This window comes from Pseudomonas sp. RIT-PI-a, from assembly GCF_001187875.1.
GTDB classification, from domain to species: Bacteria; Pseudomonadota; Gammaproteobacteria; order Pseudomonadales; family Pseudomonadaceae; genus Aquipseudomonas; species Aquipseudomonas coleopterorum.
Genome location: NZ_LGIR01000011.1, coordinates 582,151 through 602,320, shown reverse-complemented (window position 1 = coordinate 602,320; position 20,170 = coordinate 582,151). Strand labels below are relative to the sequence as shown.

Annotated in this window: 19 protein-coding genes; 6 read left to right on the top strand and 13 right to left on the bottom strand. The window is 62.0% G+C overall.

Going from position 1 to position 20,170, the window contains the following annotated elements:
- Positions 1-40: 40 nt before the first annotated feature.
- Entirely contained in the window at positions 41-1,432 is a 1,392-nt protein-coding gene (locus AC788_RS04970; protein WP_049859489.1) for an ethanolamine ammonia-lyase subunit EutB, read from the bottom strand.
- 10 nt (positions 1,433-1,442) lie between these two features.
- Positions 1,443-2,801: an ethanolamine permease gene (gene eat / locus AC788_RS04965; protein ID WP_049859818.1), complete on the bottom strand. Its 1,359-nt coding sequence runs from the start codon at positions 2,799-2,801 to the stop codon at positions 1,443-1,445.
- A gap of 404 nt (positions 2,802-3,205) precedes the next feature.
- Between eat and AC788_RS04960 the strand changes: the two genes are divergently transcribed.
- Positions 3,206-3,676, top strand: coding sequence for an LEA type 2 family protein (locus AC788_RS04960; RefSeq protein ID WP_049859488.1), 471 nt, complete (start codon positions 3,206-3,208; stop codon positions 3,674-3,676).
- Between the two features lie 54 nt (positions 3,677-3,730).
- On the opposite strand, the gene AC788_RS04955 is transcribed toward AC788_RS04960, so the two are convergent.
- Complete coding sequence (locus AC788_RS04955; RefSeq protein ID WP_049859487.1) at positions 3,731-3,985, bottom strand: hypothetical protein; 255 nt, start codon at positions 3,983-3,985, stop codon at positions 3,731-3,733.
- A gap of 156 nt (positions 3,986-4,141) precedes the next feature.
- On the opposite strand from AC788_RS04955, the gene AC788_RS04950 reads away from it, so the two are divergent.
- On the top strand, positions 4,142-4,462 hold the full coding sequence (locus tag AC788_RS04950; RefSeq protein ID WP_049859486.1) for a DUF883 family protein: 321 nt from the start codon (positions 4,142-4,144) through the stop codon (positions 4,460-4,462).
- A 51-nt stretch (positions 4,463-4,513) separates the two neighbouring features.
- On the opposite strand, the gene AC788_RS04945 is transcribed toward AC788_RS04950, so the two are convergent.
- From AC788_RS04945 to AC788_RS04935, 3 genes are all read right to left on the bottom strand, one after another.
- A complete protein-coding gene (locus tag AC788_RS04945) occupies positions 4,514-5,536 on the bottom strand; it encodes an Ldh family oxidoreductase (protein WP_236690462.1) in 1,023 nt (340 codons plus the stop codon).
- Between the two features lie 218 nt (positions 5,537-5,754).
- Positions 5,755-6,021, bottom strand: a complete 267-nt coding sequence (locus AC788_RS04940; RefSeq protein ID WP_049859484.1) for a PepSY domain-containing protein — start codon at positions 6,019-6,021, stop codon at positions 5,755-5,757.
- A 66-nt stretch (positions 6,022-6,087) separates the two neighbouring features.
- Positions 6,088-6,279, bottom strand: a complete 192-nt coding sequence (locus AC788_RS04935) for a hypothetical protein (protein WP_049859483.1) — start codon at positions 6,277-6,279, stop codon at positions 6,088-6,090.
- 303 nt (positions 6,280-6,582) lie between these two features.
- On the opposite strand from AC788_RS04935, the gene AC788_RS04930 reads away from it, so the two are divergent.
- On the top strand, positions 6,583-6,954 hold the full coding sequence (locus AC788_RS04930; RefSeq protein ID WP_049859482.1) for a Mor transcription activator family protein: 372 nt from the start codon (positions 6,583-6,585) through the stop codon (positions 6,952-6,954).
- Positions 6,955-6,996: 42 nt separating this feature from the next.
- Here AC788_RS04930 and AC788_RS04925 read toward each other — a convergent pair whose 3' ends face one another.
- The 3 genes from AC788_RS04925 to AC788_RS04915 form a co-directional block, all read right to left on the bottom strand.
- The gene (locus AC788_RS04925; protein ID WP_049859481.1) at positions 6,997-10,686 is read right to left on the bottom strand and encodes a translocation/assembly module TamB domain-containing protein; all 3,690 of its coding nucleotides are present in this window, start codon (positions 10,684-10,686) and stop codon (positions 6,997-6,999) included.
- Between the two features lie 8 nt (positions 10,687-10,694).
- Entirely contained in the window at positions 10,695-12,422 is a 1,728-nt protein-coding gene (locus AC788_RS04920; RefSeq protein WP_049859480.1) for an autotransporter assembly complex protein TamA, read from the bottom strand.
- A 65-nt stretch (positions 12,423-12,487) separates the two neighbouring features.
- Positions 12,488-13,138: an N-acetyltransferase gene (locus AC788_RS04915; RefSeq protein ID WP_049859479.1), complete on the bottom strand. Its 651-nt coding sequence runs from the start codon at positions 13,136-13,138 to the stop codon at positions 12,488-12,490.
- Between the two features lie 160 nt (positions 13,139-13,298).
- On the opposite strand from AC788_RS04915, the gene xthA reads away from it, so the two are divergent.
- Positions 13,299-14,117 (top strand): exodeoxyribonuclease III, encoded by an 819-nt coding sequence (gene xthA, locus AC788_RS04910; protein WP_049859478.1) that lies wholly within the window; start codon positions 13,299-13,301, stop codon positions 14,115-14,117.
- A gap of 314 nt (positions 14,118-14,431) precedes the next feature.
- Here the strand turns inward: xthA and AC788_RS04905 are convergent, their stop codons facing one another.
- The 3 genes from AC788_RS04905 to AC788_RS04895 form a co-directional block, all read right to left on the bottom strand.
- On the bottom strand, positions 14,432-15,133 hold the full coding sequence (locus tag AC788_RS04905) for a DUF533 domain-containing protein (RefSeq protein WP_049859477.1): 702 nt from the start codon (positions 15,131-15,133) through the stop codon (positions 14,432-14,434).
- An 89-nt stretch (positions 15,134-15,222) separates the two neighbouring features.
- Positions 15,223-15,882, bottom strand: a complete 660-nt coding sequence (locus tag AC788_RS04900) for a TIGR04211 family SH3 domain-containing protein (RefSeq protein ID WP_082223591.1) — start codon at positions 15,880-15,882, stop codon at positions 15,223-15,225.
- 272 nt (positions 15,883-16,154) lie between these two features.
- Positions 16,155-17,426, bottom strand: a complete 1,272-nt coding sequence (locus tag AC788_RS04895; protein WP_049859475.1) for a sensor histidine kinase — start codon at positions 17,424-17,426, stop codon at positions 16,155-16,157.
- Between the two features lie 491 nt (positions 17,427-17,917).
- Here AC788_RS04895 and AC788_RS04885 point away from each other — a divergent pair, with 491 nt between their 5' ends.
- Together AC788_RS04885 and mltA are read left to right on the top strand one after the other, a co-directional pair.
- Complete coding sequence (locus AC788_RS04885) at positions 17,918-18,247, top strand: hypothetical protein (RefSeq protein ID WP_049859473.1); 330 nt, start codon at positions 17,918-17,920, stop codon at positions 18,245-18,247.
- Between the two features lie 283 nt (positions 18,248-18,530).
- The gene (gene mltA, locus AC788_RS04880) at positions 18,531-19,682 is read left to right on the top strand and encodes a murein transglycosylase A (protein ID WP_442965520.1); all 1,152 of its coding nucleotides are present in this window, start codon (positions 18,531-18,533) and stop codon (positions 19,680-19,682) included.
- A 53-nt stretch (positions 19,683-19,735) separates the two neighbouring features.
- Here the strand turns inward: mltA and AC788_RS04875 are convergent, their stop codons facing one another.
- On the bottom strand, positions 19,736-20,113 hold the full coding sequence (locus tag AC788_RS04875) for a response regulator (protein ID WP_049859471.1): 378 nt from the start codon (positions 20,111-20,113) through the stop codon (positions 19,736-19,738).
- Positions 20,114-20,170: the final 57 nt, after the last annotated feature.

Below are 20,170 nucleotides of genomic sequence, written 5' to 3'. Positions count from 1 at the left end.
ACTTTTCACCTCATCACTATGACCAGAGGAAACGGGCGCTTCAACCCAGCCGCCCCAGTGCTTTGCCGAACAACGGCGGCACGCCGCTGCCCAGACGCAGCTGGCCATCCTTCTGTTGCAGAATGTCCATGCGCGCCAGCCATTCCTCGAATTCGGGCGCCGGGCGCAGGCCCAGCGTCTTGCGCGCGTACAAGGCGTCGTGAAAGGACGTGGTCTGGTAGTTGAGCATGACGTCATCGGAGCCCGGAATGCCCATGATGAAATTGATCCCCGCAACACCCAGCAGGGTCAGCAACATGTCCATGTCATCCTGATCGGCTTCGGCATGATTGGTGTAGCAGATGTCGCAGCCCATCGGCACACCCAGCAGCTTGCCGCAGAAATGATCCTCGAGACCGGCGCGGATGATCTGTTTGCCGTTGTACAGATATTCCGGCCCGATGAACCCCACCACCGTATTGACCAGAAAAGGGTCGAACCGGCGCGCCACGGCATAGGCCCGCGCTTCACAGGTCTGCTGGTCCACGCCATGGTGGGCATTGGCCGACAATGCACTGCCCTGGCCTGTCTCGAAGTACATCAGGTTGTTGCCGACCGTCCCGCGGCGCAAGCTGAGACCCGCTTCGTAGCCTTCCTGCAACACTGCCAGGCTGACGCCGAAACTGCTGTTCGCCGCCTGCGTACCGGCTATGGACTGGAACACCAGGTCCAGAGGTACGCCACGTTCGATTGCCGCGATCGAGGACGTGACATGGGTCAGTACGCACGACTGGGTCGGGATTCCGTAGTGCTCGATAACGCCATCGAGCATCTTCAACAGCTCGCTGATGGCGCTCAAGCTGTCGCTGGCCGGATTGATGCCGATCATGGCATCGCCGTTGCCGTACAGCAGGCCATCCAGCACGCTGGCGGCAATGCCGGCCGGATCGTCGGTGGGGTGGTTGGGTTGCAACCGTGTCGACATGCGCCCACGCAGCCCGACCGTGTTGCGAAAGCGCGTGACCACCCGGATCTTCTGCGCCACCAGGACCAGGTCCTGCACGCGCATGATTTTCGAGACGGCCGCGGCCATCTCCGGCGTGATGCCTGGCGCCAAGGCGCGCAGGCTGGTTTCACTGGCCGCGTCGCCAAGCAGCCAATCGCGGAAGCCGCCCACGGTCAAATGGCTGACCGCAGCGAAAGCCTGCGCGTCATGGGTGTCGACGATCAGCCGAGTGACTTCGTCCTCTTCATAGGGGATCAACGCCTCGTCCAGAAAGCGCTTGAGCGGCACCTCGGCCAGCGCCATCTGCGCGGCCGCCCGCTCGGCATCACTGCTGGCGGCGATCTCGGCCAGGTAATCGCCGGAGCGTGCCGGACTGGCCTTGGCCATCAACTGCCGGAGGCTGTCGAAACGCCAGGTTTGCCCGCCGATGCTGTGCACGAAACTCATGCTGCCCTCCTCACTCGCTGGCCAGTACGGGTTGGCGGTCGCCACGGCTGCGCACGAAGACGCAGAACAGCGAGCCGAGGGCCATCAGGCCGATGAAGATCCCGCAGATCATGGCATTGAACCACACCATCGCCACCAGACACACCAGCGCCAGCAGCAGGGCAATGGCCGGCACCAGCGGATAGCCGGGGGCGCGGAAGGACCGCTCCAGTTGTGGCTCGCTGCGACGCAGTTTGAACAGGCTGAGCATGCTCATGATGTACATGACGATGGCGCCGAACACGGCCATGGTAATCATCGCTGCGGTCAGCGTCAGGCCTTGGAGATTGACCAGGCCATCGCTGAAGATCGCCGCGATGCCCACTACGCCACCGGCGAGGATGGCGCGATGCGGCGTCTGGAAACGTGACAGCTTGGCTAGGCTCGGAGGCAAAAAGCCGGCCCGTGCCAGCGCGAAGAACTGCCGCGAATAGCCCAGGATGATGCCGTGAAAACTGGCGACCAGCCCGAACAGGCCGATCCACACCAGCATGTGCATCCAGTTGGAGTTCTCGCCTACTACCCCTTTCATGGCCTGCGGCAGCGGGTCGTTGATGTTGGCCAGGGCGCGCCAGTCACCCACGCCACCGGCGAAGATCATCACGCTGATGGCCAGGGTCACCAGGGTCAGGATGCCGGCGATGTAGGCCCGGGGAATGGTGCGCTTGGGATCCTTGGCTTCCTCGGCGGCCATGGCCGCGCCTTCGATGGCCAGGAAGAACCAGATGGCGAAGGGAATCGCCGCGAACATGCCGCTCAAGGCGCCCAGGCTGAACGTGTCCGACCCGGCCCACCCGCCCAGGGCGAAATTGCTAAAACTGAACGCTGGCGCCACCACCCCCATGAACACCAGCAGTTCCAACACGGCGAGTATGGTCACCACCAGTTCGAACGTGGCGGCGATGCTCACGCCTACGATGTTCAGGCTCATGAACACACAATAGGCCCCCACTGCCGCCCACTTGGGGTCGAGTCCTGGAAACTGCACATTGAGGTAGGCGCCGATGGCCATGGCGATGGCAGGTGGGGCAAACACGAATTCGATCAGCGTGGCCAGCCCGGCGATCATTCCACCGGTGGGCCCGAACGCACGCAGGCTATAGGCAAAGGGTCCGCCCGCGTTGGGGATGGCGGTGGTCAGTTCGGTGAAGCTGAAAATGAAGCAGGTGTACATCACGGCGACCATCAGCGTCGTGCAGAGGAAACCCAAGGTGCCAGCACTGCCCCAGCCATAGCTCCAGCCGAAATACTCACCGGAGATCACCAGGCCAACAGCGATGCCCCACAGGTGCAGTGTGCCCAGCGTGGGTTTGAGTTGCGAAACGGTCATGGGTGTGCCCTCGAAGGTGGAGATGAGCAAAGGAGCGTTCCTGAAAGTAACCATAGGCGCCCACTGGCGATCTGGCGCTGTGAATATGAAAGCTGCCTTGGCATCGACTTCGCCGATGGCGCGCCAAGTTGAAGCACGCCTTTTCGTACGATGCCCCAATCACGGGCACTCGATGGCAGCACTTTTTCACGGCATGTGGCTGACTACACAGAAACGCCGTTTCCTTGAACCCTGTGCTTGAACGATTCTCGGAAACAGTTCTTTGAAACATCTGCACACATCAAGCCAGCTCATGATAGAGGTGTGTTCAACCCTGCCCCGCATTGCGCGTGGGCGGCGAACCGATAGCCACGATGATGGTCGCAGACAGGGAGCGACGTGCTCGGCCGGTGAGTTGCAGAACCATGTTTCGCTTATTGCGCAGTTGTTTGACCGTAGCGTTCCTGGCCAGCGTGGTGGGCTGTTCGCTGTTGCCCCAGCGTGATCCGGTGTCGATCAGCGTGGTGGGTATCGAGCCTTTGCCGGCGCAGGAACTGGAACTGCGCTTCGCCATCAAGCTGCGACTGCAGAACCCCAACGAAACGCCGATCGAGTACGACGGCGTGGCAGTGAATCTGGACGTCAACGGCCGTCCGCTGGCCAGCGGCGTCAGCAGTCAGCACGGCCGTATAGAGCGGTATTCGGAGGACGTGCTGGTAGTGCCGGTCAGCGTCTCTGCACTGACCGCATTGCGCCAGGCGGTGGGCCTGAACCCGGCGCAGAGCTTGAACGGCTTGCCCTACCGCCTGCACGGCAAGCTTGCCGGGGGGCTGTTCGGGACGGTGCGCTTCAGCGACAGCGGTACCTTGAGTCTGCCGTCCGCAACAGGCTACTGAGTGCGTATGGGGTCGCGGACCGATCAACCCTGGGGCTGTGACGCACTGGGTGAATCAACGTGCCGCCGCCATCAGCTTGTTCACTTCAGCGCGGACCATGTTGGCGTATTCGGGCGGTGACATGCCATCCAACTCGCCCCGCACCCATTCTGCCCAGCGTCCCTTGCGCTTGGCCTTTTCGCCGATGAGACGCGCGGCTTCGGCTTTGGCCTTGCCCAGGTTGGCTTGCCACAGCTCGTAGAGACGGGCTTTTTCATCCTCGATCATGGCGCGCTCGGCCAGCGAGCGATTGGCGAGATTGAAGCTCATTGCAGGTACCTGTCAGCAGAAAAAACAGGCGACATCTTACACGCCTATACATGAAAATCTGTAGGAACAGACGCCGCGCCCAAGCCCTTCATGCAACTTTCCAGGGCGCTGGGACTCCATCTTGCACTGCCTTAATAAACACCAGGAGTTAGTGAAATGGCCCGTAAATCAGGTGCTCAATCGGCCGAGGATCAAATCAAGGATCAAGTCTTCAGCGAGCTGTTGGCGCTGATCGAAGAGTCGGAAAAAATGCTCAGGGACAGCGCCTCTCTGGGAAGCAACGAGGCCGACACCGTGCGCGCGCAGGTCAACTCCAAACTCGAACATGTGTCCTATTCCCTCGCCGGGCTGCGTGAACGCGCCAAGCCAGTGGTCGAAGCCACGCAGACCTACATCGGTGGCCATCCGTGGCAGACCGTGGCCGCATCGGCGACCTGTGGCTTGCTGCTCGGTCTGTTGCTGGGCCGTCGTAACTGATTCACCTCAGCTCCGGGCCGCCGATCGCTGCGGCCCTCTTGTGCCCTGCCTTCACTCCCCCGCCAACGCCCGCAGTTTTTCCACCTCCTGCACCGACATCGAAATACCCTGAGTGTGCGATAACACCCGCTGACGATAGCGTCTGTCACCCGACAACCGTGTCTGCCCTGCCTCGTGCATGCGCTCGACCAGCTCGCGGCTACGCACGGCAAAATCCCGACCGGCGCTCTTGCTGGGGTCGATGACGATGATCAGTTGCCCGGTCCAGGGCGTTTGCGCGCCGGGGTGTCGCTTCCAGTCGAACTCGAAGGAAAAATTCCCGCCAGTGAGCGCTGCCGCGAGCAGCTCGACCATCATCGACAAGGCCGAGCCCTTGTGTCCGCCAAAGGGCAGCAGCGCACCACCCTCGAGGATCGCCGCCGGATCGGTCGTAGCCTGCCCATGCTTGTCGACACCGGTACCCACGGGCACCGAATGGCCCGCCCGCGCGGCGATCTGCACGTCACCGTGGGCCAGCGCACTGGTGGCCATGTCGAAGACCAAGGGATCCTTGCCCGCGCAAGGCGCCGCGAACGCTATGGGATTGGTGCCGAACAACGGCTTGTTCCCCCCATGGGGGACGACGCAGGTCATGCTGTTGACCACGCTCAGAGCCACCAGGCCTTCGGTGGCGAAGGGTTCGACATCCGGCCAGAGCGCGGCGAAATGGTGGGAGTTGCGGATAGCGAGGACAGCGATGCCCGCTTCGCGCGCCTTGGTCACCAAAAGCCCTCGCGCAGCGGCCAACGCCGGCTGGGCAAAGCCTCCAGCGGCATCCACCGCGACGTAACCGCTCGCCACATCCTCGACCACGGGGCGCGCCTTGCCGTCCACCCAGCCGCTGGCCAAGGTAGAGAGGTAACCGGGTATGCGGAATGTGCCGTGACTGTGAGCGCCGTCGCGTTGGGCGGTGGCACAGTTGTGGGCGAGAATGTCGGCGACCTCGACCGAGGTGCCATGACGCAGGAAGATCTGACGCAGCAGCTGCGTCAGATCGGAGAAGGACAACGATTGCGAGGCGTCGCTGGCAGGCATCATGGGCTCCCTGGCGTGAATGGAACAGAGTCCTAGGCTCTGTGTGAAAAGCCTTGATACTCGGTGATGCTGCGTTGAAAACAGCCTCGGAATGCTCATTTGCAACCCGTAAACTCCGCTTCCTCGGCTGTTTTCGCCTTGCCTGACCTTCGTCTCAAGACTTTTCACACAGACCCTAGTACGCCATACCCACCTGCTTCAGGACAAGCCCGCTCGAATCAGTCCTTCTGGTCGCGCAGCACGTTGCCCGATACGCCGTCGATGCGGAACTCGTAAGTCACGCCATCAGCCTTGAGACCTTCGCCTTCCCAGTAGCCATCATTGTCGGCTTCGATCTTGGTGACCTGGGTATAGCCTTTGGACTTGGCGGTTTCGATGGCTTTCTCGATGGTGATCCAACCCGCACCCGGCTTGTCGGCCAGCGCCAGGCCGGCAGTCATCAGGGCGGAAGTTGCAACTACGGCAGTCAAAGTCTTCTTGAACATGGGGCACTCCATAACAGTGATTGGTGTGTGCTGCACTGTCTTGGAGCGTCGCGCTGAAAAATTAGTTCACGGCCGCTTGACCTTGCGCCGCATCACGCCGTTGATCACAACCACGAGCACGGCAATGCCCATGGCGATGTATTGAAAGAGTTTTTCAGTGATCACGCCTTGGGTCTGCAGGTAGGACAGGCCGAGCATTGCCAGTAGTACCAGCAAGGCGATCAGCAAGGAATATTTGATGCGTTGAGCTTGAGTCATCTGGGGATCCTGACGGGGGTATTGGCCGGCTTGAGTATCCGGGTTGTCACTGTTGCGTGGATTGCGCATGAAGGCAGGTCAGTGCGCGAAAAATCGTATTTTACAACGCCGAGGCGCAACAGGGGATGGTCTTGAACGACTGGATCATTGCTGAGGAGGATGCCGACTTTTGGTGAAAATTTCCGACGTACCTGTCGGAACCTGCCCACACCCAGAGACCCCTTGACTCCTAGAGCCCCAAAGGCGCCTGGACAAGAATGGCTGCCGGCCGGATGGGCCATTTGCTGCCACAAGGAAGTCACCATGAACACCCAACAGCTTCAGCAGATCGACGTCGAGCAACTCCCCCACTCATTACAGGTACTGATCGACTGCATCGGCGTCGAGCAAGCTTATCGACTGACGCAACTGTATGGCGGGCGCCCGCGCTACATTCCCAAGCACCCGCAACGCACCAGCCTGACCGAGCAGCTTGAAGCCGAAACGGTGGCCGCGCTGATCGAGCGCTTCGCCGGCATGGCCCTGGAAATCCCCAAGTCCGATCATTTTCTGCGGCAGTGGCGCAACCAGCAGATTCACCACGAAACGCTCAACGGCACCTCACGCAGTGTGCTGGCGCATAAATATGGACTGAGCCAGCGCCAGATCGGCAATATCCGCCGCACGCTTGGCTAGTCGAGCATTCCCCAGGCCCATTCACGGGCCCGGGTTCACCCCTCAGAAATCGCGCTTGTAGAACAGATCCAGTGAGCTGGCCACGCCACTGGCCACTTCCAGATACAGACGTTTGCTGAGCAGATAGCGCAAGGCAATGGTATTGGCCGGCTCGAATACCCCCACGCCATAACGCAAACTGAGTTTCTCCGACAGGTTTCCGCTGGCCACTACGCTGGTAGCATCGCCACTGCCCTGGGTGTCGAGCTGAAAATCCTCGATACCCAGGTCGGTCGCCAATTTGCTGGTCACCCCCGAACTGCCCATCAGCCCCAAACCGAGTGCCGCCTGAGCGAGCATGTTGTTGTCCTCGCCGCTGTTGCCTAGCGGGCGACCCAGCACCAGATACGACAGCGCCTGCTCCTGGCTCATGGTCGGCTCCGAAAACACCTCGCTGGTAGGCTGCTCGGCATTGCCGGTCAGGCGGATGCCGGCAATCACATCGCCGGTGGTACGGATCGCTTCGATGTCGAGGTATGGCTGGCTGATGGGCCCGGCAAACAACAGCCGCGCGCGACGTATGGTGAGGCGCTGGCCATAGGCGTTGTAGCGCCCGTCGTTGAGCGCCAGTTCACCCCGAGTGTCGAGGTTGTCGCCGATGTGCACGTGACCGGCCAGGTTGGCACTCAGGCCAAAGCCGTTGAAGGTGAGTTTTTCCTGGCCCACTTCCACATCGATATCGATCGCCATGGGCAAGGGTGTCTTGCCCTGCTCGGTCTGGTTGCCGACGATCACCACGTCATCGGAGAGTTTGACGGTGGACGGTGGCAGCTGGCGGACGACGATGGCCCCTTTGGGAATGAACACCTTGCCGGCCACGGCGAGCCTTTCGCCATTCATCTGGATACTCAGATCCGGTGCCGCTTCGAGCGTCGCATAGGGTTCGACGTTGATCGGCAGGCGCGTGCCCTTGAGCTGCACGTCCACGTCCAGAGCGTTGGCCCAGGCGACCGTGCCGCCCAACGTTCCCTGGCCCGTCTTGCCGCTTTTCCAACTGCCCTGCAGGCGCACGCTTTCACCTGCGATCAATGCCTGCAGTTGCAAGTCCTCGAGCGTGGTCGGCAGTTCCGGGCCGGCGATCTGACCGCCGCTGAGGGTGACATTGCCGTTCACTTGAGGCGCCACCAGGGAACCGGCGATCTGCCCGCTGCCATCGAGTTGGCCCTTGAGGGTTTCCACCATGGGCACGAATGGCCGGGCGATGGAAAGATCGAGGCCGGACAGGCGGAAGCTGCCGCTGATCGGCTTGTTCTGCGCAATGGGATCGATCTGGGTGATGACCTGCAATTGTCCCAGGCGATCGCCGCGGAAGTTGAGTTCGGTATCGATCCGTTTGGGGTTCAAGCGACTGGTCAGACGCAGTGTCTGATACGGGAAATCGATCCATTGGTCCTTGTTGCGCACGCGCAGGGTGCCGTTGCCCGCGTCGATCATGACCTCACCGGCCGGGCCGCTGGCAGGGACGTCGATTGCAACATCGGCGTTGAGCATGCCCTTCCAGGCGAAATCTTTCGGCAGCCATTGGGCCAGGCTGTCCAACGGAAACTGCTTGAGGTGGTAACGCAGTCGCGGCTGCGGCGCCAGGCGCTGGTCCTCGCCGCACAGGCTGGCAGATCCCGAGCGCCAGCAGTGGGCGCCGAAATTGACCTGGCCACCGGTCAGGTATTCAAGACGTGCCGGTGCCTGCAGACGCCAATCCTGCCCACCGGCCTGGACCGAACCGCTGGACAGCCGTCCGCGCCAACTGCTTTGCGCGGTGAAGCCCTTGTCCAGCGTGCCGTCCAGAGCGATGGCCAAAGCCAGTTGCGGCCCCTTGAGCGCCAATTGCAGCTGCTGCCGTTTGATATCGCCCGAGGCCTTACCGGTCAGGGTGCCCAGGTCGGTGTCACCGGCGCGAATACCGGCGGCGGTCAAATCAAGATTGCCACGCTGGGCCTTGTCGAGGGCGGCGTCCAGCGTCAGGTTCTGCAGACGGTTGCTGTCCAGTGCCAACTGACGCCCCTGCAGCGAGAGCTTGCCCTGGGGCGCCTGCAAGGTACCGGCTGCGTCGAGCTGGCCCTTGAGTTGCCCTTGCAGCCCGGGCCATAACTGGCCCAGACGAGCCAGATCGATGTTGAGTCGCGCCTGAATCTGCTGCTGCAGACTGCCTTGACCCTGGATACGGTTGTCGCCCAGGCGTACGTCGAGGTTGCCCAGCGTCCAGCGCTCGCCGGCGCCCTGTGCCTTGGCCTGGAGCAGCGCAGGCTGCCCGCGCAGGCGTCCCTTGAGGTCCAAGTCGGCATCCAGCTTGAGCTGTTCGTTCTTGAATTCACCGGTGCTGCGCAGCGGACCGGCGAGGCTGCCCGGCATCTGCGCAACCCAGTAGGCAGGATCGATGGCGCTCAGGTCCAGAGCCGTGTCCCAGGCTACGCCATCGGCGAACTTGACGTTCAGGTGCCCTGCTGCCTTGCCCTGCCCCGCGACCAGTTCCAGTTGCGGCAGGAACACTTGCTGCAGATCGCCGCTAAATGGCGTCACCAGGGTAAACGCACCGGCTGGGCCATCGAAGGCACCGTTCAGGTTGCCCAGGTACTTGCCGTCGCGATAGTCGACCTCGCCTTTGAAACGCCGAGCTTTCACGTCCGGCTCGGCAATGACGGGGTACAGGCGGTGCCACGGGAAGTCCTGCCAATCGATAGTGGCCTTCGCCGCCAGACCTTGTTGCCAATCCACGCTGCCAGCCAGCCGCACCTGCTCCTGCGTCGTGGAGGAAATGTCCAGGGTCTGCACCACTGCACCCTTGGCGTCGACCCGCGCGCTCAGCACCAACGTCATCGGCGATTGTTCGGCTGGCAGACTGGCGTGGCCATCGATGGCATAGCCAGCCTGCAGGTCGCCTTTGGCGAGCAGTTCCAGTTGATTGAATGCCAAGGTGTCGGGCAGCCCGGCGCTGGGTTTGAACGCCTCGCTGACAATGCGCAGCTGGGCCGGCAAGTGTTCGGCCAGCGGCTTCAGGGTGCCCGTTATGGCGGCCGGCAGGTAGCCGGAGCTTTGCCCATTCAGGGTCAGCGTGTCGAGCAGATCACCTGTGGCGTTCAGGGTGACTTGCCAAGGCTTGTCGTCAACCTTGGGCAACTGTACCTGGGCATTGAGGTTCAGCGGCCATTGGCCGCCGGGGCGCAGCGTGCCGTCCAGATCCAGCACCAGGTCATCGCGCTGCAGGTGCCCGCGATCGATCTTCAGGCCATCGGCGGTCCAGTGTGCCGCCAGCTCGAGACCACTGAGCTGCTGCACGCCATCCAGTTCCAGGCTGCCGATACGCACATCGCCCAGTTCTATGGCGACGGGCAACTGCAGGTCAGGCAGTGTGATCGGCCCGTCGCTGGCCGGTTCCTGACTGGCAGGCAGTTGCACAAGAATGGCGTCGGTGTGCAGGGTGTCGATGCACAGCGTCATACGCCACAGGCAACTGGGTGACCAGGCCAGCTCGGGCGCCCGCACTTCGACGCGGGTCGCGCCTTGCTGCCAGATCAGCGAGTCTGCCTGCCAGTGGCTACCCAATGTTCCCTTGAAGTTTTCCAGGGTCAGTCCGGGCACACGGGCCAGCGCCCAACGACTGCCGGCCTGGGTCCCCAGCACCAGCGAAAGGGTCACCAGAACGATCAGCAACAGGCCAACGACCGCAGCGAGGGTGATCAGCGCACCGCGCTTCACCGCCGGCCTCACAGTTCCGGCCCCATGGAAAAGTGCAGCCGCACGCCGCCATCGTCATCCATCGCGTGAGCCAGGTCGAGCCGAATGGGGCCCACCGGCGACACCCAGCGCACGCCGACGCCGATGCCCGTCTTGAGGTCGGCGAATTTAAGATCGTTGAACGAATTGCCTTTGTCGATGAAGGTTGCCACGCGCCACTTTTCGGCAATCGAATATTGGTACTCGACACTGCCGGCGACCATGTAGCGTCCGCCGATGCGATCGCCATCGGAGTTCTCCGGCGACAGGGTCTGGTAGTCGTAGCCACGCACGCTCTGGTCGCCACCGGCGAAGAAACGCAACGAAGGCGGAACGGATTTGTAACCGTTGGTGGCATTGCCGCCCAACTGCACCCGGCCAAGCAAGCGGTGATTCTGTGCCACAGTGGTCAAGCCCTTGAGCATTACGTTGCCATGTAACAGGTTGGTGTCCGACAGCACCCCTTCCTTGGCCACCTGAGCATCGAACTGCACGCGGTAACCGTTATGGGGGTCGACCTTGTTGTCGCTCTTGAGGTAGGTGTAGCTGATGCCGGGCATCAGCAAGGTACTCAGGCCGGTATCATCGCCGAGCCGGTATTCTTCGCGTTGCCACTTCAAAGAGATGACCCGCTGCCAACCGCTGGGGAGTTTGCTGTGCCATTCCGGGCCGAACGTGAGCAGTTTGCTCAGGCTGTCGGTGTCGGCCAGCTCTTCGTATTGGTACCCACCGGCCCAACGCAGCTTGTCGGTAAGAGGGGGATCCAGGGGGATGTCGTACCAAAGCCCGACATTCTGCCGAGGCGCCGAAAGTTCCAGTTCCGCACCATAACTGTGGCCTTGGGGATTGACCCAATGGCGGGTCCAGTTGGCTTTGCCGCGAGGGCCAACGTCGGTCGAATACCCCAGACCCAAGCCCATGGTCCGCGGCTTGCGGGTCGTCAGCTGGACATCGACGGGAATGACTCGCTCGCTGGCGGCAGTGGGCGCAGCATCGACCCGCACGCCTTCGAAGTAGCCGCTCGATTGCAACGCCTGGTTGAGTTCGGCGATCAGTTCGGAATCGTAGGCCGTGTCTTCTTTAAACGGCACCATACGTTGCAGGAGTTCTTCGTCGAACGGTGTGTCGCCCTGGAAACTGACCTTGCCCAGCTTGAAGCGCGGGCCGCTGTTGTAGACCAGCTCGACATCCGCCACGCCGGCCCGTGGATCGACCGCTAGACGCTGCTTGCTGAAGGTGCCGCTGAAGAATCCATAGCGCGAGGCCTGGTTCTGGATCAGCTGCTTGGCATTTTCGTACTGACCGTGGTTGAGCACGGCACCGGGCGCCAGCTCGCTGCTGCGCGGGACGCGAAAGGCCTTCAAGTCGGCCGCCGGGCCTTCGACGCGCACCGTGACGTTGCGCAGATGCACAGGCTCACCCGGTTCGATACGTAGCAGCAAACGCGGGGTTTCGCCTGGCTGCACTTCGCTGGTCACGCGTGCCTGATAATAGCCCAATGCCTGGGCCGCCTTTTGCGCCTGCTCCTCGGCTCCACGGCTGAAGCGCAGCAGCGCCTCACCGTCACGGTCACCCAAGCTGCCGATGTAGCCTTCGACGTTGCTCTTGAGTGCCGGGTCGGCAGGGTTGACGCGTACGTCGAGTACGCTTTGGGCCTGGGCCGCCATGCTTGCGACCAGCAGCGCCAGGCTGCCGGCCAATCGTCCTGAATAATTCATAGGCGAATGCTATCACGACCCGTACGTCGATTTGGACCCTGCCAGGCGTTGCCAAGGGCTCTGGATCAGCCCTGTGCGTAACCGACTGTTTCAGGACTGGGGTGGAAGAACACATGCTCGACCACAGGCCCCAGGTTCACTTCCCCAATCTGGGTATAGCCCTGCCGCTCGAAGAACGCCAGGTAGCGCGGGTTTCCGGTGTCCAACACCACGCCTTCTGAGGTTGGATCCTGAGCACACCAGTTGTGCACCGCGGTCAGCAGTTGCTCCCCGAGTTCAGGGCCCTGAAAGTCCGGGTGCAGCCCCATCAGCGGCAGCACATGGACGGCATCCGAGGGGATGCATTCCTGGACGGCGTGATGGTATTCGAGATAGCGGCGCGTGCCTTCCACACCCGTACCGAGCATCATTCGCCACTGCCAGGCCCAGCTTTCGGTGATGCCCAGGCGACGCTGCGGTGGCGCTACCAGCGCAACACCCGCCAGGCGGTCGTCGAAGAACAAGCCCAAGGCCGGCAGGTCCTGGAGAAAATGCTGATTGACCAATTGCCGCACGGTGGAACGCACACGCCGTTCGAAGCCTGGGCGATCGGCTTCGAACAGGTAGGCGAAGGTCGGGTCGACGAGATAGGTCTGGTACAGCAGCGCACGGGTTTCACGGGCATAACCACCATCGAGCTGACGTACTTCTGCAGCGGTGGTCGAAGTCTGGGGCATCAGGTCTGTCCTTGAGGAGTGCAACGAGTAGTCAATGGACGGTCCGCGACCCTAGGGGTTCCGTACCCTGGCCAGGCAAATCGTGCGCCGATGCCTGACACCACGCTGGTGGGCTGCGCCGCAGTCCGTTAGCATCGCCGATTTGCCAGGATCCGCGACCATGAAAATCGTCTCGTTCAACATCAACGGCTTGCGTGCCCGCCCCCATCAGCTGACCGCCTTGATCGACAAGCACCAGCCGGATGTGATCGGTCTGCAGGAAACCAAGGTGTCGGATGAACAGTTCCCCCAGGCCGAGATCGAGGCGCTGGGGTATCACGTGCACTTTCACGGGCAGAAAGGCCATTACGGAGTGGCATTGCTGTCGCGCGCCGCGCCGCTGAGTATCGATAAAGGGTTTGCCAGTGACGAGGAGGACGCACAGCGCCGCTTCATCCGCGGTACCTTTGCCGATGCTCAGGGCCAAATCGTGACGATCATGAATGGTTATTTTCCACAGGGTGAAAGTCGCGACCACCCCACCAAATTCCCTGCCAAGCGCCGTTTCTACAGCGACCTGCAAACCCTGCTGGATACAGGGTTCAGTAACGATCAACCGCTGGTGGTGATGGGGGACGTGAACATCTCTCCCCAGGATTGCGACATCGGTATCGGCGCGGACAACGCCAAGCGCTGGCTGAAGACTGGCAAGTGCAGTTTCCTGCCCGAAGAGCGCGAGTGGATGCAGCGATTGCAGCAGTGGGGCCTGGTGGACAGTTTCCGCCATTTGCATCCGGAAGTGGCGGACCGGTTCGGCTGGGTCGACTACCGCAGCCGTGGCTTCGAGGATGAGCCCAAGCGGGGGTTGCGAATCGACGTGATCCTGGCGTCCCACGGATTGCTGCCCAGGGTTCGGGCAGCGGGTATCGATTACGATTTGCGGGCGATGGAAAAACCTTCAGACCATGCGCCGATCTGGTTGGAGCTGGGGCCTTTGTGACCCTCCTGTAGGGATTAGGGGTGCGGCTGGACGCGGCTTGCGCCGCTGCTACAGGGAATGTGGGGTGCTTGTTGGATTGGCGGTGTGGCCGGACGCGGCTTGCGCCGCTGCTACAGGGATTGTGGGGTGCTTGTTGGATTGGCGGTGTGGCCGGACGCGGCTTGCGCCGCTGCTACGGGGATTGTGGGCGTTTGGTGGGTTGCGATGGTGAAACCTGGGCCGGGGCGCGGAGATGCTCTGTAGCAGCGGCGCGAGCCGCGTCGGCGGTGCATGGGGTTGGCCTGCAGCATCGCCGTACGGCTTTTGAGGTGGACTTATTGCGCCTGGGCTTGCTGATCAAGCTGGGCGCGCAACTCCGGCGCCAGGTTGAGGGCAGCGGCCAATTGGTCAAGCCACGCGCGTTCGCCGGCATCCTGCTGACCCATCAACATCACACTGGCCAGGTACATCTCCGCCGCCATCGCCGGGCCATCAGCAGCACTGGCCAACTCTTGCGCATCCAGCGGCCGTGCCAGTTCCGCGTCCAGCCATTGCTGCAGTTGCGCATCCTCGGCATGATCGGTCAACTCGGCGCGGATCGCGGCTTCCTCCTGTGCATCCACCCGGCCATCGGCCTTGGCGGCGGCAATCAGAGCGCGAAGGATCGCATGACTATGCCCTTCCGCTTCCGGCTCGGACAACTGATCGACGGTGCGCAGTGCCTGCTGTGGGGCGTTGGCCTGCTGTTGCTGCCAAGCCTGATAGGCCTTGAAAGCCATCATCCCCAACGATGCCAGCGCGGCGTATTTGCCGGAACCGGATCGATTACCGCCACGCCCACCCAACAGGCCGCCCAGCAAACCACCCAGACCGCCCAAACCACCGACCCCGCCGCCTGATGCACCCCGGCTGCCGCCGAGCAGACTGCCGAGTACATCCCCCAGACCACCCTGCCCGCTCGAGGCACCAGGTTGATTGGCTGAGGATTGGCCGCCGCGCCCGCGCAGCAGTTGTTCAAGTAGGTCAGTGGTGTTCATGGCAAAGCTCTCTGTGTAGTGATGAGGAGTGCAACACCATAGATCACCCAGCGGCTTGGCGGGTTCAGCACAAACTGTAGGCGTAACCTTCAGAACCAGCGGTCGTTACGCTTGCGGCCACGGGTCATCATCGGCAGGATCAGGCCTGCGAGCAGACCTGCACCGGCTATGCTGCCGCCGTAGACCATGTAGCTCATCATCACGTGCTTGTTTTCGTCACCCAGCTTCGCCTGGGTGCTGCGCAGCTCGGACTGGGCATCGCTGAGCTCGGCATTCAGTGCCTTGCTGCGCGCTTCCAGCTCGTCGATCAGCGCCTTGCGCGCGTCCAGGGTTTCCTGCATGCCCTGTACGCGATTCTTCCAGCTGTCGTCGATGGTTTGCAGCTTGCCGCTCAGATCGGCGACCTGTTGGGTCAACAGGGGAACGTGCTCGGCGGGACCTGGCGTCTGTTGCAGGTCACTGCTGGGGATCCAGACACTGGAACCACCTTCACCGCGCACTTGGCTGTAGTCACCCTGGGTAGACAGCAACTCGACCTTCTGGCCGGACTTCAAACTGCCGACGATGCGATAGCCGTCGGTAGGACCACTGCGAACGAAGGTGCTCAGGTTGTCACTGACCCAGCGGCTGTTGCCAGGAGCCTCTTCGCCATGCGCCGGGCCTACAGTGAAGAGCAGGCCAGTGAATACGCCGGTGGCCACCAGGCGGGTGCGGCTAAATACGGTAGAGAAACGTTGGAATGAGGGCATGGCGATCTTCACATGAATAAGAAAAAAGGCCCCGATGAACGGACCATTCGAGAGCGGGACAGCAATGTCCCAAGAGGCTGGGCCTGCACCGGAGGGCCTGTCGCTACTACCGCTACGGGTGGCTACTACTTGCGAAGGGAAACGATGAAAAGCTCCCAAAGGGCCTATTGCCCGGCATGCCGTCGGTTCAAGCCGCCAGCTGAAAGACCACAAAATCGTGTCAAGGTTCACAAAAAAAAAGTGACTGCCCGCACGCTATGGGTGAGTGGAAGCTAGGCGTCGCCCAGCTTCACACTGAAAAGACAGCCGTGGGGTTCACGGCTGCTCAGGCTGACGCTCCATCCTTGGTTGACGCAAATGCGCTGCACCAGCGACAAGCCCAGCCCCAGGCCTTCGCCCCGCTGCTCGTCACCTCGAACAAAGGGCTGAAACATCGCGTTGCGTTTTTCCTCGGGAATGCCGATGCCGCTGTCTTCGACATGGAAGCCGGTTTGCGTCAGGGTCAGGCGCACGAAGCCGGTGTCGGTGTAGTGCCAGGCATTGCGCAGCAGGTTGCCCATCACCGAGTGAAGGAAGGCCTGGTTATAGACTTCGCTCGAATGGTTATCCACGACATAGATGAATTCCAGGCCCTTGGCTTCGATCTGCCGCCCCCAGATCTCCACCAGTTCATCGGCCGTACGCCTGAGCGTCGCGGTAGGGTTGCCGTGGCTGGCCGCCTCGCGATCCCGTGCGAGCAGCAGGAAGGTCTCGACCAACTGACTCATGCCGTCCGTGGCCCGGGCGATGCGGGTCACCTGCCGTTGCGAGCGCTCATCCAGCTCGCTGCCGAGCAGCAGATCGCAGGAGCTCGCCAGGATCATCAACGGCGTACGCAGCTCGTGACTGACATCGCTGGTGAACATCTGCTCGCGGTTGAGTGCGGCGCGCAATTTGCTCAGGGTTTCATCGAACGAGCGCGCCAGTTCGCCGACCTCGTCGTCGGTGTAGTCCGGCGACAACGGCGGCGCCAGGCCGAGCATCTTGTCTCGATGACGCACCTGCCTCGCCAGACGCACCACCGGCGCCATCACCCGGCGTGCCAGCAGCCCGCCCAGCAGGATCGCCATGGCGATGCTCAACAGAAAGCCGGCGCCCACCACGATGAACAGCACATGGGCGCGCTGCTCCATGCCCTCTTGGTCGCGCAACAGCACGTATTGACGCCCGTCGACCTGGGCAACCATGGCGTAGTAGGTGCGCGGGCCGAGGGTGAGCTCCTGGAACCCGACCGGCAGGGTCTTGAGTTCATCAGGCATGCTCAGGTCGCCGTCGCCGCCATCGATGTAGAACAGCTCGTCTTTCTCGGGGCGATGGCGCCAGTCGTCCGCATTGTCCACCAGCAACAGGCGGTGCATGTTGCCGCTCAGGCTCATGGTCGTCAGCTTGCGCTCCACCAGATGCACGGTGGCCACGATGCCTACCGCGAATACCCCGGCGACGAACGCGCTCATCAAGGCAAACACGATGACGATGCGGCGACTCAGACTCTGTTTGAACTCCATACTGCTCCAGTGGGTGCTTGCACGGGAAGACCCGACCGTGCCCGGGCCGAGCATGATTATAGGAGCGATCGGAACAATCAACCCTTGCCGTGACTTTCTCGGGGTTGCGGGTCGCTATCAAGAATTTCCCTTGCCGACGCACCGTGACCAAGAGGTCATAATTAAAATATGTAGTGCCTATATAAAAGCACTACATATCCATTGACGCGCCCCTCCGGGCCTTGCATGATGAGGCCGTCTCCCTGATCGGGAACAGAGCAGAGCCCGAACAAGCCCTGCTCGATGAGCCATCGAGCCACTCCGATGACCTCCGCGTACCAGGCGGGCCGCTGGAACCTGAACGACATGAGTTTCATGTAGTCAGTGTCACCGGCACTACACATCGAGCTCGAGCCAGTACTGACCTAGACGGACAACACCTGATGCGTACCGGCGGATGCGTGTTGAAGACGACAACCTGACAGATCACACAGAGCTCAAGGAGCGTAATCATGAACCTGAATCACCAACCTACCGTCGACCAACTTGCTCGTATTCTGGCCGCCGGCCGTGACACGCTGGACGACCACATCCTCTGGGTCTGCAAGCGAGGCGACGTGCATATAGATGCCTTGGCCAACGACGCCGACGGCGAAGCATTCGAGCGCAATCACCCCGAACTGCGTGCACGCATGCCTATCTACCGGCGTGGCAAAGGCTACGTTGGCAAGAAAGCTGCGGCTGACCGACAGTTCGTCAACGATGTATTCCAGACACTCAACCGGGAATGGAGCCTGAGCCAGGGCCAAGGCCAGGTCCGACGGATCGCGAGCTATTGCTGAACTCGATCGCGGCTCGCGCCGCTGCTACAGGGAGTGGTGCCATCCTGTAGCAGCGGCGCGAGCCGCGTCGGCGGACACAATCAGGACGCGGATTGCAACCTTCTGTAGCAGCGGCGCGAGCCGCGTCGGCGGACACAATCAGGACGCGGATTGCAGCCTTCTGTAGCAGCGGCGCGAGCCGCGTCGGCAGACACCGCAGTGTGTCTGGATCACCGCACAGATTTGACGTCGAGTGTGGGTTTATCCAAAGTAGCCGCCTCTCCCCGCTATCAGGATGCGTTGCGTGACCCATTTCCGTTTTCCCTGGCGGCGCCTGCTCATCGGCGTCGTGCCCGCGTTGGCACTGTTGTCCGCCTGCGACAACGACAACAAGCCTGTCGAAACCACCCACCCTGTCGCCACCTACGCACCTGCCTCCTGGAGTGACCTGCCCAAGGTCAGCGACAGCGACCTGCAGGCCGGTTTTACGGCATGGCGCTCTGCCTGTCAGCGCCTGGCCAAGGACGCGGTCTGGGGAGCAACCTGCGCCGCCGCGCAAGCAGTCGACTCATCGCCTGCCGCGATTCGTACCTTTCTTGAGGCCCAGCTGCAGGTCTATGGCCTGCGCTCAGCCGAAAAAGGCGAACACGGCCTGATCACCGGCTACTACGAACCCGTCTATTCGGGCAGCCTCAAGGCCGACGCGCAGCATCCGGTCCCCGTCTACGGCGTGCCGACCGACATGATCAGCGTGCAATTGGACAGCCTCTACCCCGAACTCAAAGGCAAACGTCTTCGCGGTCGGCTCGATGGTCAGGTACTGCGCCCTTATGACGACGCCGCCACGATCCAGCGCCAAGGCATCAATGCCCCCGTGGTCGCCTGGATGCGCGACCCCATGGACCTGCAGTTCCTGCAGATCCAGGGCTCGGGCCGCCTGCAACTGGACAGCGGCCGGCAGCTGCGCGTTGGCTACGCCGACCAGAACGGCCATCCGTATCGCCCAGTCGGCCGCTGGCTGGTCGAGCAAGGCCTGCTCAAGAAGGAAGAAGTCAGCATGGGCCGTATCCGCGAGTGGGCTGTGGCCAATCCGCAGCGGGTACCGGAACTGCTCGCCAGCAACCCCAGCTACGTGTTCTTCAGCCTGCGCCCGGACAGCAACGAAGGCCCCCGCGGTTCACTCAACGTGCCGTTGACCGCTGGCTACAGTGTGGCAATCGATCGCAAGGTGATACCGCTGGGCAGTCTGTTGTGGCTGTCCACCACACGCCCCGACGGCAGCCCAGTGGTGCGCCCGGTCGCGGCCCAGGACACCGGTGGCGCCATTGCCGGCGAAGTGCGTGCGGATCTGTTCTGGGGTACGGGAGACGAAGCCGGGGAACTGGCCGGCAACATGAAGCAGGAAGGTCAAGTGTGGCTGCTCTGGCCCAAAGGTGCCGCGCTGCCGACGCCCTGAAGCAGATAGCGCCTGGATAAACAGGGTGCCTGACCGTCAGGCACCCTGCTCTCTTACGCCAGTAATTTCTCGATCTGTTGGTGCAGGGTGTCCAGATCGAATGGCTTGGCCAGGATCGGTGCCTTGCGCGCGATTGGGCTGTTGGTCTCTTCAATTTCTGCCGGATAGCCGCTGATGAAGATCACTTTGAGATCCGGGCGCAACAGCACTGCGGGTTCAGCGATCTTCACGCCGGAGATGCCGCCGGGCAAACGAAAGTCTGTCACCATAAGATCCAGGTGCGGCTTTGTCGCAAGAATCTCCAACGCCTGCTCGCCGTTCTCGGCCTGCAAAACGCGATAGCCCTGACCAGACAAATAGTCCGCCAGCACCATCAATATCAACGGCTCGTCCTCGACGATGAGAACGACATCTTGTGCATCTTCACTCATGGGGAAGCCTATGTACGTGTGTGTTTCGCTGCCATTACGACCATGACCTGCGACAGA